Annotated in this window: 17 protein-coding genes; 6 read left to right on the top strand and 11 right to left on the bottom strand. The window is 59.8% G+C overall.

What is annotated here, in order from left to right:
• The first annotated feature begins 13 nt into the window (after positions 1 to 13).
• From E9954_RS25050 to E9954_RS25025, 6 genes are all read left to right on the top strand, one after another.
• A complete protein-coding gene (locus E9954_RS25050) occupies positions 14 to 238 on the top strand; it encodes a DUF433 domain-containing protein (protein ID WP_136082002.1) in 225 nt (74 codons plus the stop codon).
• On the top strand, positions 235 to 570 hold the full coding sequence (locus tag E9954_RS25045) for a DUF5615 family PIN-like protein (RefSeq protein WP_136082001.1): 336 nt from the start codon (positions 235 to 237) through the stop codon (positions 568 to 570). Before E9954_RS25050 ends, E9954_RS25045 begins: the two co-directional genes overlap by 4 nt.
• Before the next feature lie 4 nt (positions 571 to 574).
• A complete protein-coding gene (locus E9954_RS25040; protein ID WP_136082000.1) occupies positions 575 to 1,672 on the top strand; it encodes a lactonase family protein in 1,098 nt (365 codons plus the stop codon).
• Positions 1,673 to 1,820: 148 nt separating this feature from the next.
• On the top strand, positions 1,821 to 4,931 hold the full coding sequence (locus tag E9954_RS25035) for a UvrD-helicase domain-containing protein (protein ID WP_136081999.1): 3,111 nt from the start codon (positions 1,821 to 1,823) through the stop codon (positions 4,929 to 4,931).
• 51 nt (positions 4,932 to 4,982) lie between these two features.
• A complete protein-coding gene (locus E9954_RS25030) occupies positions 4,983 to 5,723 on the top strand; it encodes a polyprenol monophosphomannose synthase (protein ID WP_136081998.1) in 741 nt (246 codons plus the stop codon).
• A 2-nt stretch (positions 5,724 to 5,725) separates the two neighbouring features.
• A complete protein-coding gene (locus tag E9954_RS25025) occupies positions 5,726 to 6,154 on the top strand; it encodes a hypothetical protein (RefSeq protein WP_136081997.1) in 429 nt (142 codons plus the stop codon).
• 13 nt (positions 6,155 to 6,167) lie between these two features.
• Here E9954_RS25025 and E9954_RS25020 read toward each other — a convergent pair whose 3' ends face one another.
• The 11 genes from E9954_RS25020 to E9954_RS24975 form a co-directional block, all read right to left on the bottom strand.
• Positions 6,168 to 7,208 carry a potassium channel family protein gene (locus E9954_RS25020; RefSeq protein ID WP_168442589.1) on the bottom strand — a complete coding sequence of 347 codons (1,041 nt, stop codon included), beginning with the start codon at positions 7,206 to 7,208 and terminating at the stop codon, positions 6,168 to 6,170.
• Positions 7,209 to 7,242: 34 nt separating this feature from the next.
• The gene (locus E9954_RS25015; RefSeq protein ID WP_136081995.1) at positions 7,243 to 8,532 is read right to left on the bottom strand and encodes a phenylacetate--CoA ligase family protein; all 1,290 of its coding nucleotides are present in this window, start codon (positions 8,530 to 8,532) and stop codon (positions 7,243 to 7,245) included.
• Positions 8,529 to 9,290 carry a hypothetical protein gene (locus E9954_RS25010; RefSeq protein WP_136081994.1) on the bottom strand — a complete coding sequence of 254 codons (762 nt, stop codon included), beginning with the start codon at positions 9,288 to 9,290 and terminating at the stop codon, positions 8,529 to 8,531. Before E9954_RS25010 ends, E9954_RS25015 begins: the two co-directional genes overlap by 4 nt.
• Positions 9,291 to 10,709: a hypothetical protein gene (locus E9954_RS25005; protein WP_136081993.1), complete on the bottom strand. Its 1,419-nt coding sequence runs from the start codon at positions 10,707 to 10,709 to the stop codon at positions 9,291 to 9,293. It abuts the gene before it with no gap.
• On the bottom strand, positions 10,687 to 11,487 hold the full coding sequence (locus E9954_RS25000; protein WP_136081992.1) for a hypothetical protein: 801 nt from the start codon (positions 11,485 to 11,487) through the stop codon (positions 10,687 to 10,689). Before E9954_RS25000 ends, E9954_RS25005 begins: the two co-directional genes overlap by 23 nt.
• A complete protein-coding gene (locus E9954_RS24995; protein WP_136081991.1) occupies positions 11,487 to 12,401 on the bottom strand; it encodes a hypothetical protein in 915 nt (304 codons plus the stop codon). The genes E9954_RS25000 and E9954_RS24995 overlap by 1 nt, the downstream gene beginning before the upstream one ends.
• A gap of 12 nt (positions 12,402 to 12,413) precedes the next feature.
• A complete protein-coding gene (locus E9954_RS24990; protein WP_136081990.1) occupies positions 12,414 to 13,277 on the bottom strand; it encodes a DUF350 domain-containing protein in 864 nt (287 codons plus the stop codon).
• A gap of 151 nt (positions 13,278 to 13,428) precedes the next feature.
• Complete coding sequence (locus E9954_RS24985; RefSeq protein ID WP_168442588.1) at positions 13,429 to 14,112, bottom strand: PspA/IM30 family protein; 684 nt, start codon at positions 14,110 to 14,112, stop codon at positions 13,429 to 13,431.
• A 26-nt stretch (positions 14,113 to 14,138) separates the two neighbouring features.
• Positions 14,139 to 14,588, bottom strand: coding sequence for a hypothetical protein (locus E9954_RS32760; protein WP_168442587.1), 450 nt, complete (start codon positions 14,586 to 14,588; stop codon positions 14,139 to 14,141).
• Between the two features lie 36 nt (positions 14,589 to 14,624).
• Positions 14,625 to 15,335 (bottom strand): hypothetical protein, encoded by a 711-nt coding sequence (locus tag E9954_RS24980; protein WP_136081988.1) that lies wholly within the window; start codon positions 15,333 to 15,335, stop codon positions 14,625 to 14,627.
• A 171-nt stretch (positions 15,336 to 15,506) separates the two neighbouring features.
• On the bottom strand, positions 15,507 to 16,490 hold the full coding sequence (locus E9954_RS24975) for a Fic family protein (RefSeq protein WP_136081987.1): 984 nt from the start codon (positions 16,488 to 16,490) through the stop codon (positions 15,507 to 15,509).
• Between the last annotated feature and the right edge of the window lie 5 nt (positions 16,491 to 16,495).

The following is a 16,495-nucleotide window of genomic DNA, read 5'->3' as shown; positions in this document are numbered from 1 at the left end:
GAAGGAGATTTCAATGACATATCTGAACGAACGCATTACGGTCGATTCCAACCAGTGCGGAGGTCGTCCGTGTATCCGCGGCATGCGCATCCGGGTTACCGATGTACTAGACCTCTTTTCTGCGGGATTGGATGCCAAGCAACTTCTTGAGGAAATGCCGGATCTTGAAGAAGCCGATCTCCAGGCATGCCTCCAATACGCATCCAAACTGATCGACCACCCCATCATCGCGGCATGACGGTCTGGCTCGATGCCCAACTCTCGCCAAGGCTCGCTCCTTGGATTGAGGAAACGTTAGCCATCCCAACCAAGGCCGTACGCGACCTCGGCCTGCGCGACGCAGATGACTTCGAAATATTCCAAGCCGCCCGTGAAGCGAACGTGATTGTTTTGACCAAGGATGCCGACTTCCCCCATCTTTTATCTCAACACGGCACACCACCCCAGGTCATTTGGCTGACCTGCGGGAACACAACAAACCTTAACCTTCAGCGGATTCTATCCACAACACTCCACCCTGCGCTTGAAATGCTGGCCTCGGGGGAATCCATCATCGAAATAAAAGGATAAGCAAATGAAAACCGTACTGTTCACCCAACTCACCCTCGCAAGCACCGCACTCCTCATGACCGCGTGTGCCAGCACTTCGCGCGTCTACTTCGGAACCCAAAAAAGCAAAGGCATCTACTTCGCCGACTTCGATGCCCAGACCGGGGAACTCTCCACCCCGGCACTCGCGGCCGAAACCAAGGGCTGCGGCTTCATCGCCATCCACCCAAACAAGGAACTCCTCTACTCCACCGGAACCACCGCCTTTAAAATCAACACCGACGGATCGCTGACGGAACTCAACACCCAAACAACCGAGGGCGGCGGTGCCTGCCACGTCAGCCTCGATAAAACCGGCCAATGCGTCATGACCGCCCATTACGGCGGCGGCGCCGTGGCCTCCTACCAAATCCAGGACGACGGCTCGCTCTCCGCGCCAAAATCCTTCTTCAAACACGAAGGTTCCGGCACGCACCCCAAACGCCAGAAAAAGGCCTATGCCCACTCCGTCTTCGTCAACCCGGCCAACACCCACGCCTATGCGGCCGACCTCGGCATCGACAAAATCATGATCTACCAGCTCGATCCCAAGGCCGGCACCCTCTCCGCAGCCGGATTCGCGGAAGTCCCCGGTGGAAGCATGGGGCCGCGCCACATGAAGTGGAACCAGGACGGCTCCCTGCTCTACCTCCTCAACGAGCTCGACCTAAGCGTCTCCATTTTCAAGGCGGCCGAAAACGGTCAACTCGAGTTCGTTAAAACCGCTTCCACTCTCCCGGAAGGGGGCGATAAATCCGAGATGACCTGCGCTGAAATCCGCATTCATCCCAACGGCCGGTTCATCTATGCCTCCAACCGCGACCTCACCGAACAAGGCCGCGACTCCATCAGCGTCTTCACCCGCTTCGAGGATGGTTTCGAACGACTGGAAACCACACCTGCGCAGGTGTGGATCCCCCGCAACTTCAACATCGACCCCACCGGGAAATGGATGCTCGTCGGCGGCATGAAATCGCACAACATCGCCCTCTTCGAGGTCGATCAAAAAACCGGCAGGCTCACCTTCACGGAAAAAAAAGTCCCCTTCGAAGGCGGCCCCATCTGCATCGAATTCCTCGATTAACCTCCGAAACCAGCCAACCGCTCCCTGCCCCCTTCCGCCCCAAAGGTATATCATCCAGCACCCACGATCGTGGGTGCTGGATGATATACCTTGAGGATCGGGGGGCTTTCGGCTTCCGGCGGTCGGCGGCTCCCTTTATAGTGCTTGCATGAACATCGTCTACAATGCATCCGCCGGCACGGGCAAGACCTACCAGGTTACCGGGCTCTATGAAAAACTGGTCCTGGACGAGGCGATCGACCCGCGCAAGATCCTGCTGATGACCTTCACCGACAACGCAGCGGCCGAGCTGCGGATGCGGGTTGCGCACCGGCTGCTGCGCGCACGGCGGGAGGCGGAGGAATCCGGGAACGATGCAACGGCCGAGCGCGCCATTGCGGCCATGACCCATCTGCCGTCGGCCCCAATCGGCACAATCCATTCGTTCTGCACGCGCCTGCTGCGCGAACATGCGCTCGAAGCCGGCCTCTCGCCCGGTTTTTCCGTTTTGGTGGGCGACGAGCACAAGGAGTTGCTCAACCAAATCTGCCGCGAGGAACTGCTCAAGCAATTGGAAACCGATCCGGACTTCAAGACCTTTTGCGCCGGGGCCCAGATGATCGGAACCGGCGGGGGCTTTGGATCGAGCGTGACGGAAACCGTCCCGGCCCTCATTGGCCAAGCCGGCAGCCTGGGCATCTCGCTCGAACATGCCGAAGCCATGCTACCGGAACCCCGGCCCCCGGTATCGATCGTCGATTTCCTCCAAATCCTCAAGGAACTTAAAGGCCTCGCCAAACAGACGAAAAAAACCACGGAAGCGATCGTCGCCCTAGAAAAGGCGTTGGAGCAGACCGACGATCCGCTTCGGCTGGTTGAACTCTTCGGGCAGAATTTTTCCGGCCACTTTTCCTACGGGGAAGCGAAAAGCATCTATCCCCGCTTCAAGCAACTGCGGGAGGAAACCGTTGAACGGGAGCACTACCGGACACGCTTCCCGGCGGCCAAGGCCTTCGCCCGCTATGTTCAGACCGTGGCAACACGGTTCCAACAGCGCAAGCATGCGATGGATTCGGTTGATTTCGACGACCAGCTGCGCATGGCGGCCGAATTGCTCGCATCCGGGAAAGCCAAGCCGGAATTCGACTATGTGATCGTCGACGAGGTGCAGGATACCTCGCGCATCCAGTGCGACCTGATCCAGGCGCTTTGGAACGAGCACACCCGGCTCATCATTTGCGGCGACAAGAAACAGAGCATCTATACCTGGCGCGGCGCCGATCCGGAGGTGATGCCCGACCTCCAGCAACTGATTGTGGCGGCGGGAGGGGAACTGGAAAACCTGAACACCAGCTACCGCAGCAAGGCGCCGATTCTCGACGTGGTGAACGCGCTCTTCTCTTCGGTTTATGGCGCGGAGGACTATGCCGAAGGCGACCGGCTGGAAGCCAATCCGGACTTTGAAACGGATGGAGAGAAAGCCTGCGTCGAATTCCTCGAATCGGATATCGACGAAGACCTTTCGAAGCAAGACCAGGTTGCCGCCGAAATGAAGGCCGTGGCCAACCGCATTCAGTTGTTAGTCCATGGCGACAGCGACTGGCAACCGGCCTATCGCCACGCCGATGGCTTCCAACCGACCGGCGGCGGCAACGCCTACCGGTATTCCGACATCCTGATCCTGCTGCGCCGCACAACCCATCAGTCGGCACTGGAGCAGGCCTTGCGCCACCAGGGCATCCCCTACACCCTCGGCGGCAAGGGGCGCGGTCTCTTTACCCGGCAGGAAACACGCGATGTTTCGCTGTTCCTAAACGTCGTCACGAATCCGAAGGACGCCTATTCGCTCGTCGGCTTCCTGCGCTCGCCCTGGATTGGGCTGTCCGACGAAACCATCGCCGAGCTGGCCTGGAGCAATGAAGGCTTTTCCATCGGCACCCTCATGGCCAACGCTGCAAACCAAACCGATGTAATCGACCGCTACCGCGAGTTGCCCGGCACCAAGCTGGCGTCGGAGCTGGTGCGCCTGCTGATTGATGAAACCGGCTACGATGCCCTGCTGGCGGGATTGCCGCGCGGCGCGCAACGGCTGGCCAACCTGCGCAAGGTGCTCGACTGGCTGCGCGATGCGGAGCGCGGGGCCCGGACCACCCCCGCGGCCGTGGCACGTAAACTGGCGCAGCAAATCGCCAACCCGCCCCAGGTTCCCGAAGCGGCCCTGCTCGATCCCGCCCAGAACGCCGTTACCCTCATGACCGTGCACGGCTCGAAGGGGTTGACCAAACGTGTCGTCTTCCTGCCGGACACCAGCTTCCGCCCCGACTCCGACCGCGGCTTTGCCCGGATCAGCTTCGACGACGAGCACCAGCCCATGCTGGGCGTCAAGGTGACTTCGCCGGACAAGAGCCAGGCGGCCTCGCCCGGCTTCGCCGCCGCCAACGAACGCGCCAAGGCCGTACGTGCGCACGAATTGAAAAACCTGTTCTACGTGGCCATGACCCGCGCACGCGACCTGGTGGTTACCTCCTCCACGAAGGGGAAAATTTCCGGCGGTTGGCTGAAGGATATGGAGCCGTTCATCGGCAAGGAGATTCCGGCCATTCCCTATGCCCGGCTTGCGGACGCCGTCGAGATCGCCGAGGCGGAACCGGCGGCCCTGCCGACGGAGGGCGGGTTGGCCCGCGCGCTGGATTCCCTCCCCCCGCCTCCGCCGCAGCCCACGCTCCGCCGCATTCCGGCCACACGGTTGGCCAAGGAGCAGGATGAACTGGAAAGCGACGGTCCTTTCGATCCAACCGGATTCCGCAGCGTGGAAAACGCCGCGGCCATCGGCTCGCTCGGCCATGCCGTGCTGGAGCAGCTGGCCTTGAACGGATGGGAAGGGTCGGTTGCGGAATGGCTGGAAATCCTGCGCGAGGATTTCGGGGCAACCAAGGCCGAGGCGGGGGCGATGGAGGAGCGGATCGGGCAGACCCGCGAACTAATGATCCAGCTGACCGGCAGCATGAAGGAATTGCTTCCCGAGTTCCCGTTCGTCCTGCACGAGGACGACACATTGATCGACGGAACCATCGACCTGCTCTGCCAAACGAGCGATGGATTTGCGATCTTCGACTATAAATTCACCGAGGCCAGCGACGAAAAGGCCGTGGCGGACTACCAGGGGCAGATGGAGATCTACCGCAAGGCGGCGGAAAAGAAATATCCCCATGCCGGAACGGCGGACATCCGGCTCATCGTGGCTTCTTCCGCCGGCGTGCGGACGGTTAAATGTATGTAGTTCCGCCTTTACCACTTGAAACCCATACACATTTCAGCCACAGTCTGCACCATGAGCGAGATTGACACACTGGTCATCATCCCGACCTACAACGAGAAAGAGAACATCAACAGGATCACCACCGCGGTGCTGGACACCTCTCCGCATGTGAACATCCTTTTTGTTGACGACAACTCCCCCGACGGCACCGGCGAGATGGCCGACGCCCTGTCTGAAAAATTCGAACGGGTGCATGTGCTGCACCGCACATCGAAAGACGGCCTGGGGCGCGCCTACATTGCCGGTTTCAAATGGGCGCTCGAACGCGACTATAAATTCGTGATGGAGATGGACTGCGACTTCTCGCACGACCCCACCGAAATCCCCAACTTCCGCGACAAGATTCTCGGGGGTTGCGACCTCGTTATCGGCTCGCGCTATTGCGGCGGCATCCGCGTGCTGAATTGGCCGATGTCGCGCCTGCTGCTCAGCCGCGGCGCGGCCATCTATGTCCACCTGATCACCGGCATGCCGGTCTCCGACCCGACCGGCGGGTTCAAGTGCTTCCGCCGCGAGGTGCTGCAGGCCTACGACTTCGACGCCGTCAAGGCCAACGGCTATGGCTTCCAGATTGAAATGACGCACAAGGCCTGGATGAAAGGCTTCAAGATCGGCGAGGTGCCGATTACCTTCGAAGACCGCCAGGAAGGCACATCGAAGATGAGTGGCAACATTGTCTACGAAGCCCTTTGGGTGGTCTGGACGCTCGCCGTCCGCAACGGATTCCGCCGCAACCCCAAAGCCAGGGCATAGGCATGGGAAAGCCCAACGACATTGAAAAACGGGGCGCCGGCGGATCGTCGGGGGGAATTGGCCAGTTTTTGATCGGGCTCGTGATGATGTGTGGCGGGATCTACATGCTGCTCAACTCCATCATCGTCAGCACCCATTTCGGTTTCGGCTACCATCTCTATAGCTTCGGGCGCTTCGGCATCACCAGCGGCATGGTCATGATCCCGTTCATGTTCGGGGTCGGCATCATTTTCTACGACAGCAAAAAGTGGTATGGCTGGTTGCTGGCGGTCGGTTCGCTGATTGCGCTGGTCTTCGGTGTCATCTCATCGATCCAGTTCCGCTTCCGAGCCATGAGCGCGTTCGACCTGATTGTCATCCTCGTGCTGTCGATCGGCGGGCTCGGCCTTTTCCTGCGTTCGTTGCGCTCCTACAGCAGGGACGACGATTAGACCCTCGATGCCCTTATGCGGGCCGCGTGGCGGCCACGAGTACGGCGCGGTCGCCGGGTTCCAGCTTGAAGCCCGGCTTGGGAAGCAGAATATTTTCCTCCTTGCGGCGGATGCCCATCAACAGGGTCTCGTCGTTATCGTAATGGGCTTTCGCCGCCTTGAAGTCGCTGCATCCCTGCGCAACGTCAACGAGATAGAATTGCCGGCCGTGCCGGTTGGAGGTCAGCTCGGCAACCACGGCGGAGACGCCGGGATCCTGCAGCTCCTGCACAACCATCTGCCCGGATAGCGTTGCAATGCAAACCACACTGTCGCAGTTGGCGCGCTCGAAAAACACGGCACTGTCGGGGTCGATGCATTCCACGCAGCTGAAGATTTCCGGGCAAAGGGTTTCGATGGTGAGCGCCGCACGGAGGTTGGCAATGTCGGACTCCTTCGGTCGGGACGGATCGGCCTGCAGGATGACCGCGCGGGCGCCAGCCATGTTTGCTTTCTCGAGCGTGCTTTCGCGTGCCGGCGAGCCTTTCACATAATGGACATTCTCCTGCTGCTGGAGTTCCGGGGGAAGCTCGTCGAGCTGTTCGTCGATAATCACCACATGGGCCTCGCGCGTGGATTCGTCCTGGCGGATTTCATGGATCAACTGCAATGTTTTTTCGAGGCCGGCAAAGTTGCAGATGAGAATATGGTTGTTCAATTCGATATCGTTCATGCCTTTGATCTCCTTCAATCTAGATTCCACCATCGCGGTCGCCACCACGGAAAGCACATAGCCCAGGATGCTGACGCCCAGCAGCATGGTCGGGAACCCGACCAGGAAGCGGCCGGCGGCGGTGCTGGGATAAAGGTCGCCGTAGCCAACCGTGGTCATGGTAACAATCGCCCACCAGAGGGAATCGCCCCAACCGAGGTCCGGGTTCACCCGTCCTTCGAAGTAGCGGTATCCCGCCGTTGCATAGAGCAGCAAAGCGAAAAAGACGATGCAGACGCGCAGCACCTGCACCGAGCGCAGCACGGCGAACCGCCTAAAGATCATCATCAACAATTGAACCATAACCCCACCTTGCCTTTGGCCACTTCCAAACGTTTTACGAGAAATACTTCCTTGCATCAACGACACGCTTCATCTTTCGTTCGCCGAACGCCTCCGGCGAAACAAACTCCAGCTCGAATTCGGCAAATCCATAGTGGAACACCGCGTCCAGTTCGAAGATGCCCCGGCGCAGGGTTTCGGCGATGCGTTCCCGCCGGGATTCGGCGGCCTTCGGCAACACCAGCGTGATGCGGGCCTTGTCGGAACCCGGGATGTCGTCGAGCCGGATGGTCAACAAATCGATCTCAGGCACCGCCTTGCGCAGGGCATTGAAGACGGTTTCGTAGCGGAACTTGTCGCCGGTGATAATGAAGCTATCGGCGGTACGTTCGACAAAGCGCAACCGCGGCGAGTCCTCGCCACAGGGGCAGGGGTTGAGATCGAGCTGCACCACATCGCCCGCACGGTATTTGACCACCGCCTGGCTCCGGAAATGGAGCGTCGTGAAATATCCTTCGCCTTCGAATAGGCCCGGGGAAAGCTCGCTTGGATTGCCGAGCGTTGGGCAAACCATGCGGGGGTCGAAATGGCACCCGTTGCCATGGATGCATTCGCCGCCCATGCCGCCGAGTTCCGTCGTCCCGTAAAAGGAATAAACCTTGCAACCCCACACCGTTTCAATCTCCCGCTTCAGGTCGGGATGCATGGCCTCGCCCATGTGGATGAACGACTTGACCGGCGACGCCCCCTTCGGCCAATGGTCGCGTATGTAGGGCCAGGCCTTGACCATCAGGCTCGGCAAGGAGAGGATCACCGTGGGTTCCAACCGCAACAGCGGGGCGAACGATGCGGCATAGTGGCTGGTCACCTTGATATAGGTCGTCTGGGCGGCGCCGATGTTGCGCGCGGCGCGGAAATAGAAGTCGTATATTTCCGGCGCCCCCACTTCGAGGCAAACAAAGCGGTCGCCCGCCCCCATGCCCGCGCGGCGGAACACGGTTTCGGTAATCTCCAACTCGGCCAACTCCTCTGCAACCGACGAAAAGCGCAGCACGCATTTGTCGGTGGAGCCGGAGCTGTAGTCGCTGATGAACGGGCGCGCATGCAGGGTCTGCAAGGCCTCGGTTTGCAGGGCGTCGCGATAGTCTTCCTTGGAGGAGACCGGCATGCGGGAAAGCAGTTCGAACGGAGCATCCAGTGGAACCCCGGTTTCTTCGATTTGCCTTCGGTAGAACCGCGAGGTTTGAAACAGATGCCGCAGGAAGCGCTCCACCACGAGGGCGGAATGCTCCCCTTTATCGACCAAGGTCAGCGAGTTTTCGTGCTGGATCCATTCGAGGTTCACACGAGCACCTCAAAGGCGTTGGGGAGTTCATAGCGCACCAGCGGGAAGGCCTCGTGCTTCAAGGTTGTGATGGCCGGCCGGCCGGAATGGCCGGCTTCTATCAAAAGCTGTTCCCAATCCACCCGGAAGGCCGTTCGCCCCGGGGGACGCGAACCGATCAGATTGATTTCGTCGCAGAAAAGCCAGAGCATGCCCTGCCAGTCCGGCAACGGGGCATCGATGCAGTGGGCAACGATGGTTTGCTCGCCGGGGAACGGCAGCAAGCCCGTGGGGTTCTGCGGCAAACACCAAACCACATAGTCCGGTTCATGCGCAGCAAGCTGGAAGCCGAGCTCCTCTTCGGTTCCGCCCCAATAGTGGATCGAGGCGGGGTGCCCCTCCCAACCCAGGCCGGTCGAGAGATCGCAGGCGAACGGGCCGTTGGCTTCGTTGGTGATCATCAGCATCCGCCGGGAAGGTTCTTCGGCAATGCCGACATCCCCGAGCGCCCGCTCCAGCCGCTCCTGCCGCTGGTCGATATCCGCCTCCGACTCCACCACCGTGAAAGGAAGCCGCCTGAACCCGCGATGGAACGGCGGCAACGCCCCGCAAATCGCCACCGCGGGATCGATGCAATCCAGCGTCCCCTCCGCGCGGAAATAGTGCGTGCTTCCAACAAACGGAACCGCTTCGGTTCGCTCCGGCCGTTCACCATAAAGCAAACGGAAAAAACCCACCCGGTCAAACGCCTGTTGCGCCGCTCCTAAAATCGTTTCCATTCAAACCCCTTCATGTTCTGTTCGGTTCCATAAATAACCACGCACCGCGCGGCTGATGCGCGGGGGAACCGAACGTCCACCCAAGGGCTGCACCACGAAGGTGAAGTCGCCGGTATAGTGCGGGTTGGCATAGTGCTCCCGCAACGCCACAAGCACGCGGAACAAGGTTTCCCGCAAGGCCTCATCGGGCACGCTTTGCAAGTTGCCCTCGCGAATGAAGCGCGGGCACGGCAGCCGGAGTGCATCGGCGAGCGCCGTGTAGTGGCCTTGGTAGCGCGCGGTGCGGATTCCGCCATAGTCGAAGAAGGCCCCGACATAGGCCTTCGGTGAAATATGCAAGCCCAGTGCCTGGTCGAAAATATATTGGAAATGCAGGTCGGGCACATGGAACTCGCAGAGGGTCAACAACGCGTCGCCCGCCCAGTTGGAGACGCGGCGCAGGTTCATGTGCTCCACGTGGTAGACCATGCGCGCCCGGTAGCCGGCGGCCAGATAGCGGTGCATGTCGGCCCCCGCCAGGAACAGCAATGGCAGGTTCCCGTTCGAGACATCCGCCAGATATTCCCTGCCACCGATCTTGAAACCCAGCAGCAGATGCTGGATCCAAACGGGCTGCGGAGCATCGCCTTCCGATGCAATGTAGCGCTTCAGTTGCAGCTCGTAATCGTCCGGGATCGTGTATTGCGAACCGGCGGCATAGAAGGTTGGAACCCCAAGCACATCGCAGATGAATTTTAGGGCACCGGTTTTTTCGGCACAGATGCCGCCCCCGCCCTGCTGCATCCGCCCCCACATTTCCCAGCCCGAACAAAACGGAACCCCCTCGACCATTTTCGAAATATTTTCGAATGGATGCGAATGCACCACCTCGGCCACTCGAAAGAGAAAGCGGAGCTGGTTGGCTTCGTCGAGCAAGCCGGCAAAGCCTTCGTAGAGTTCCGACAAGGAGCCCATTCGCCTCCCCCCGCGATCCTCGATCCGGTGGGTTTCGAAATCAAACAGCGCATCGACGCACCGAACCACTTCCGCCGCGGCCCCTTTGAATGCACGCCGGTTGCATTCGGCCAACGAAACCGACCGGGGGTTGCCCGGCGAAGCCGTTTCGTCGCGCTCCAGCAGCAGTTCGGTCTCGGCATCCCGCAGATCAATTATGCCGAAGTCGTCGAGCAGGACGCCATCCTGCACAAATTGTACCGGGCGGTGGAATGCGGAAGAAGGATGCGCAACCAATCGCCGCAGGGTTTCGTGCCGCAAACGGCCCGGAGGCTCCGCCATGAACCCCCGCTCGCGGGCGACGGATGGAGCGAGGGCTAGATAGTCGCGCAACGACTGCACCTGCCAACACGCCATGCCATCGGGCAGGCACAGCTCGTAGGAGGAACGGTTGCCATGCAAGTCAACTAATCGAAGCGTCTTCAAGCGACTTGAGCCCCTCCAAGATTTCTGTGGTGAAGTTGGTCTTGAAGGCGAGGGCCTGGCAGACGGGCCCGAAGGCTTCGGCAAGTTCCACCCCGCCCTCGGCCATCAGCATGGCCAACACGCACCGTTCGGGATCGAGCCCATCGAACTCCATCATTTGCAGGCGGACGTCGAAGCCATCGGGCACACCGAGCGCGCAGGGGGCCACCGATACCGAAGCGAACTTTTCATAGGTGGCCGCCAAGGCTTCCGCCTCGCCTTGAAGCGCCTCGCGGCTCCCGTTGTTTTGATGCCGGCCAACAAAGGCTTCAACCGCCGTGGAATCGGCCGATGCGGTTTCGGCCTCGAACACCAGATCGAGGACGAGATAGTCCCACGCGCGGTTGCGGAAGGTGCAGCTCGCCAGCACCTCGCGGGCGGAAGATTCCAGATCCAACTCACCCTCCCCATGGTTCACGAACACCTTGAGGTTGAATTGGCCTTTCCGGGCCGCCTCGTAGAATTGAACCAGCTCCTGCTGAAGGAACGGGAGGTCGGGATAGTGGTCGATATCCAGCTCGGCCTCGCGATCCGGATTCAGGGCAAACTGCTCCAGCAGTTCGCGCACCGACCGGTCGGAGTCGGCCAACGATTCGACCGGGAAAAAGAAGGCTTCATCCAACGGGGCATCGCCAACGGAGATACGGATGTCCCAGGCCTCGCCTTCATAGTCGGCCAGGTTGCCGGGACGAAGCACCTGCTCCGCCCCCGGCATCTCCTTTGCGTAGCGCGGCGCCATTAGAAGCCGCTCGAACCGCGGAACCCGCCATAGCCCTTCGACGAACTGCTTTTATTGCTCGTACCGGAGAAGCTGCCGCTCTTTGTGCCCGATGTACGGGTTTGCGACTTGGCGCTGGTGCCGGTCTTGCGGGCCGATGCAGCCATCTTTTGCTTATAGCCCGAGGTGCTGGGCATCTTGCTCACATAGCTCTTGCGTTGCGACGACATCGTGCTGGATGTGTTGCGGAACGAGGAGCTCTTGCTGCGGGCATAGCTGGTATTGCGCGAAACCTGGTCGCGGTAGGCCCCCGAATTGCGATAGCCGCCCCGATAGGCATACATGGAATCGTAGCGCGCCATCGGGGTGTAGTAGCCGCCCCACCCCGGCGACAGCAGCCACCACCAGAAAAACGGCGAGCTGGCGAACGAAGAGTGGTGGTGCACCTCGCGCACGCGCTCCGCGGCATCGGCCGGCGGTTCGTAGAGCCAGGTTTCCTTGTAGTAGTCGTTCGCGCCATGCCCCTTGAGCGTGGCTTCGCGTCCCATGACGCTGAGCGTGAAGAGCAGATCGTCGGACGCGGTGGTGCTTTTGCTTCCATCCAGATCCTCGCGGGCGAGGAGCTGGAAGCCATTGCCCACCTCTTTCGCTTCGAAGACGACCATCTGTTCGCCTTCGTAGATTTCGTTGACGCGCTGTTCGAAGACGGCCATCTCGTGCGTCGCACGGAACGAGTCGCGCACTTCGTTCAAGTTGATGATGCCTTCGGCGGCGCGAACATCCACCGAATCCACCGCCGGCGGAACCGGAACGGGCTGGGGAGAATAGCGGATGTACTCTTCCTGGGTGGAACGGTTTCGGGAACACGTCCCCAGCATGCTCACCCCCACTACGGTGACAAATGCCCCGGCAATTACTTTTTCAGTCGTTTCCATGCTCCACCTCCCTTACAGGCAAAAACCCAAAACCGCGGCCGTGGCCAAGGCCAACCCCGCTTCAATAAATCCGGCGCCCAGGTTCCGGTCTTCAACGATCTCGTCGTGCAGCCGCGCCTTCGGCAGGAACACACGGTCGGCAACCATGCGAACCACCGACAGCAGGATGCTGCCTGCCACGGCGTAGTAGAGGAAATGCCAAAGCCGGTCGATGCGCATCTCGATGCCCTCGCCGCCCATCGACACCCCCTTCATCAGGATGATGCTGTAGGCCAGGATGTTGCCGGCATAGGCCACGCCCGCCGCAACGTTCTTATTTTCGCCGATCTCCTTCAAATCATCATGCTTCGTCAGGATTTGGTAGAGGTGGGCGAAGAGCACCAACGCAATCTGGCCGGCAATGAAGGGCAGGATTGCCGTCGTCAGGCTGAAGCTCCCCGAAATGCCTCCGCCCACAATCAACCCGGAACCGAGATAGGTCGCCGCAACGATGGCCGCGACGCCCATGTTGCGTTCCTCCACCACCTCATGCTGGTTCTGGAAGCGATGCAAGACCAGCTTATCGTTCACGATGCCGGCGAAGAACAGCAGCACCATCCCGATCACCACATAGATCGCCACCCAACCAATGTCGGCGGCAAACCCGGCAACCGACACTTCGCCCGACTCCCCGGCAAAGGTTCCGCAGACAACCGCCGCAACCCCCAGCAGAAAACCGCCCAGCACCAGGCCAACCGCCGGATTGTCCTTTTCGGTCAGCTGCACTTCGAGCGAATATGGCGTCAGCAGATCGAACAGCTTTTTCGCAACGAACAAAAACACCAAAGCGACAGCCAACCAGACCGCCGCATACAGGCTCCACGATAGATAGATCATTTCCTGCCCCCTTGCTTGGAGAAATGAAGATTTAAGAATTCAGCCGAAGCGCAGTGCAAATAATCTGCACATGCAAATAACGAGCTTGCGAGTGGTTCATGAAGAATGGCGACAGACCAACCATTCTTCATTCTTAAATCTTCATTCTTAATTATCCCTTTTTGTTGGCTGCCATGAGCTTGGCGACTTCATCGTCCAGCGCGCTTGCAGGAGTATCGTATTTGGATGCCAGGTCGGCGGCACTGCCTTGGTTTTCCATGCCGACCATTTCTTCCCAGGCCTCCGCTTCGCTCTCCTTTTCCTGCACGGATTTTTCCAGGTCGTCCAGCGCACCCAGCGGACTGTTTCCGGCGTTGAATTCGGACGAAGCCTTTGCCAGTTCCGTCCGGATCTTGGCGCCTTCGACGCGGGCCGACATGCGGGTCATGTTGCTCTTGGCCTGCGCCACCTTGGCACGCGCCTTGCCCAGCTGGTCGCGCAGCATCGACGTGAGCTGCTCGCTCTTGGCCACCTCGGCGGTCAACGAAGCCACGCGCTCGTCCGCGCGGGTTTTCATTTCCAGCGCCGAGCGGACGTCCGCCTCGTTGCCGGCCTGCGCCGCCTTCTGGGCAATGCGGGTGAACTTTTCGACCTCCTCGGCCGCTTCGTCGCGCTGCTTGATCAGCCGCTTGTTTTCCGCGACCAACGAAGCGATCTTGGTGGTGAATTCCGCCACCTGCTTTTCGCTGTCGGCGATGGCAATCTTTCCATCCCGCACCGGATCGGCCATCGACTTGGCCAAATCATCCTTCGCGCCGCGCACTACATTCGAAATTGCCTTGAATAAACTTGCCATGATTCTACTCCTTCTATTCCAAACGGTTATTTTGTGATTCCAAGCTTCAGCACCGGGGCGGCGGCGGTCAGCGCGCTCCACAGCCCGTCCATCGCCACGCAGAGTTCCCCTTCGGAGAGATCGCCGACGGGAATGCTGGAGGTCAGCACCACGGGCCATTGCTCGGGCTCGGCCAGGGCCGGATCGTCCGTATCGCTGATGACCGCGAAGGCGAACGGCCGGATCGCCGTATTGGCATCCAACGCCGCCAGCATGAACTGGGCGGAGAGGTCTTCTTCGATATCGCCCAGCGTGGCCAACTGGCAGGTCAGCACAAACTCGGCGCCATTGTCGTTCTTGGTAACGACCGCCGCGAACGGATGCTCCGAACCGCCGACATCCACCATGACCGCTTCGCCGGAAACCAACCGGGCATCATAGCCCTGCGATTCCAACACCCCTGCCACCTGTTCCAATGTTTCGATCTTATCTACCATTCCGAACCTCGCTTTCGTTGTTAATTTCCTGCTGCATCAGCAGCTCCTCAAAACCTCAATATCGTTGAACACCGTGATCCCGCCCACATAGAGACTGACCAACCCGCCCGCCGGATCATCCTCGCCGCCCTTTTCCATCACCAGCAGCTCCGGGTTCTCGAACGACTCGTCGGCTTCGTATTCGCTAAAGGCCATGAAGACATCGCTCAGCCCGGCATCGGCGGGAACGCGCGAATAGCGGCCATAGACGGTGCCCTGCGGCTTTTGGCGATAATGGACTTCGTATTCGTCGCCATCCGCGTCCTCCAGCGTCTGGAAAATGTCCGAGGCAAAAACCGGCGCATGCGGCGCACCGCCCACCTCGCCCTTTTCAAACATCCAGACCAGCCCGTCGGCCACCAGGCGGCTGCGTAGCGTTGGCGGAAAATCCTCCACCTCGAAATAGACGATCGGAACAATGTCCGCACCAACGATCTTGACCATCAGCCACAGGTTTTCGGTCTTGTGGCCCTCGATATAGTAGAACCACCACTCGGCATTTTTTCCCAGGTCGCGAACAACTTCGGCCACCGTGACTTCATAGTCGAGCCCCGAAACCCCGACGCCAATGCGCATCGCCTCTTCGATGGCCGCTTCGTCGGTTAACGAAACCGCACTGCCCACCGGGATCGAGCGCCAGAAATCCGGATCGTCCTTCGCGAACACCGGCACCGGTTCTTCCTTGCCCTTTTTCTTTCCGAAAATCATATGCGCAGCTTCCCTGTTGTTAATACGGACGCCACCCTAGACGTTCCGCGACACGTGAAACCATTATAAAACGAAATCCGGATTGTAACCCAGAAGAAATAGCGACTAACCCGGAACGCCCAGCGCTCGACTGGGTTGGGTTTCCGGGGAATGGCGCCTGCCATGCCCCGATCAACCATTGATTGGCCTAAACCGATATACCGCGGTGCGTTTGTCGCCTTCCCGCTCCAGCGCACCGGAGGAAACACCGGCGGACAAATCGCGGCTCGCCGTGGCCGGCGAAACGGTCTTGAACAGACGCATGTAATCCTTTCTTGAAAAAAAGTCTTCCCCGAAGGTCTGCTGTGCAATGGAAATCCGATCCGCAAAGGTGTTCCGCCCAGGTGCACTGCTTTCCCATAGGCTTTCCAGCGAACGCCGGATCTGCTCGAGCATGAACAACACAAAGCCGTCCACATTTCCGCACTCCTGCGCCCGCCGAATCTGCCTGTAGTATTCTTCGCGCCGGTCAAACACCATCGACTCCACATCAAGGAATTCAAAGACAGGATGCTCCTCCATCAATAACCGCGTCTGCCACAGACGGGCCATCCGGCCATTTCCATCCGAGAACGGATGGATGCCCACAAATTCGAAATGGAAACGGATCGATGAAATCAGCATTAGCTCCGCGCCGTTTTCGAGGTCGTCAAAGAGAGCCTGCACGGAAGGCTCCACGGTTTTCCACGACGGCAGGCGAAGGGTTTCCGTTTCGGTTACATAAACCTCGACCGGCCCCTGCCGGAACCTTCCGGGCACCAGCAACAGCCCGTTCCCCATCAGCATCCGTTGCGCATCCAAAAGAGAAGCAATCGAAACCGGATCGAAGGACGGCAACGCATCGTAGGTCTCAAGAGCATTGCGGATCTCCAACTGCTCCTTTTTTGATAGAGCGACCGGCTGGCCATCGGCGATCGCCTCAACCTGCTCAACGGAACAGCTGTTCCCCTCTATCCCGGTGGATCCCCGAATGGATTTTGCGCGGTTCTTTTGGCGTAGCTTCGGAACCGGGCGGGAAAGCTGCATCCCCTCCACTTTCCCGATCAACTGCTCCACTTCGGCCAATTTCTTGATACTTTCCGGAGAAAGCACCAGCTCTGTCGGACTCCACGTCATGGCGG

The organism is Pontiella desulfatans (assembly GCF_900890425.1).
Classification (GTDB): Bacteria; Verrucomicrobiota; Kiritimatiellia; order Kiritimatiellales; family Pontiellaceae; genus Pontiella; species Pontiella desulfatans.
Note: the sequence above shows the minus strand (reverse complement) of the source record. Positions and strands in the feature narration are given on the sequence as shown.

Coding starts and splice junctions, on each gene's coding strand:
- E9954_RS25050 (WP_136082002.1), top strand. CDS start 14: ATGACATATCTGAACGAACGCATTACGGTCGATTCCAACCAGTGCGGA.
- E9954_RS25045 (WP_136082001.1), top strand. CDS start 235: ATGACGGTCTGGCTCGATGCCCAACTCTCGCCAAGGCTCGCTCCTTGG.
- E9954_RS25040 (WP_136082000.1), top strand. CDS start 575: ATGAAAACCGTACTGTTCACCCAACTCACCCTCGCAAGCACCGCACTC.
- E9954_RS25035 (WP_136081999.1), top strand. CDS start 1,821: ATGAACATCGTCTACAATGCATCCGCCGGCACGGGCAAGACCTACCAG.
- E9954_RS25030 (WP_136081998.1), top strand. CDS start 4,983: ATGAGCGAGATTGACACACTGGTCATCATCCCGACCTACAACGAGAAA.
- E9954_RS25025 (WP_136081997.1), top strand. CDS start 5,726: ATGGGAAAGCCCAACGACATTGAAAAACGGGGCGCCGGCGGATCGTCG.
- E9954_RS25020 (WP_168442589.1), bottom strand. CDS start 7,208: ATGGTTCAATTGTTGATGATGATCTTTAGGCGGTTCGCCGTGCTGCGC.
- E9954_RS25010 (WP_136081994.1), bottom strand. CDS start 9,290: ATGGAAACGATTTTAGGAGCGGCGCAACAGGCGTTTGACCGGGTGGGT.
- E9954_RS25000 (WP_136081992.1), bottom strand. CDS start 11,487: ATGGCGCCGCGCTACGCAAAGGAGATGCCGGGGGCGGAGCAGGTGCTT.
- E9954_RS24995 (WP_136081991.1), bottom strand. CDS start 12,401: ATGGAAACGACTGAAAAAGTAATTGCCGGGGCATTTGTCACCGTAGTG.
- E9954_RS24990 (WP_136081990.1), bottom strand. CDS start 13,277: ATGATCTATCTATCGTGGAGCCTGTATGCGGCGGTCTGGTTGGCTGTC.
- E9954_RS24985 (WP_168442588.1), bottom strand. CDS start 14,112: ATGGCAAGTTTATTCAAGGCAATTTCGAATGTAGTGCGCGGCGCGAAG.
- E9954_RS32760 (WP_168442587.1), bottom strand. CDS start 14,588: ATGGTAGATAAGATCGAAACATTGGAACAGGTGGCAGGGGTGTTGGAA.
- E9954_RS24980 (WP_136081988.1), bottom strand. CDS start 15,335: ATGATTTTCGGAAAGAAAAAGGGCAAGGAAGAACCGGTGCCGGTGTTC.
- E9954_RS24975 (WP_136081987.1), bottom strand. CDS start 16,490: ATGACGTGGAGTCCGACAGAGCTGGTGCTTTCTCCGGAAAGTATCAAG.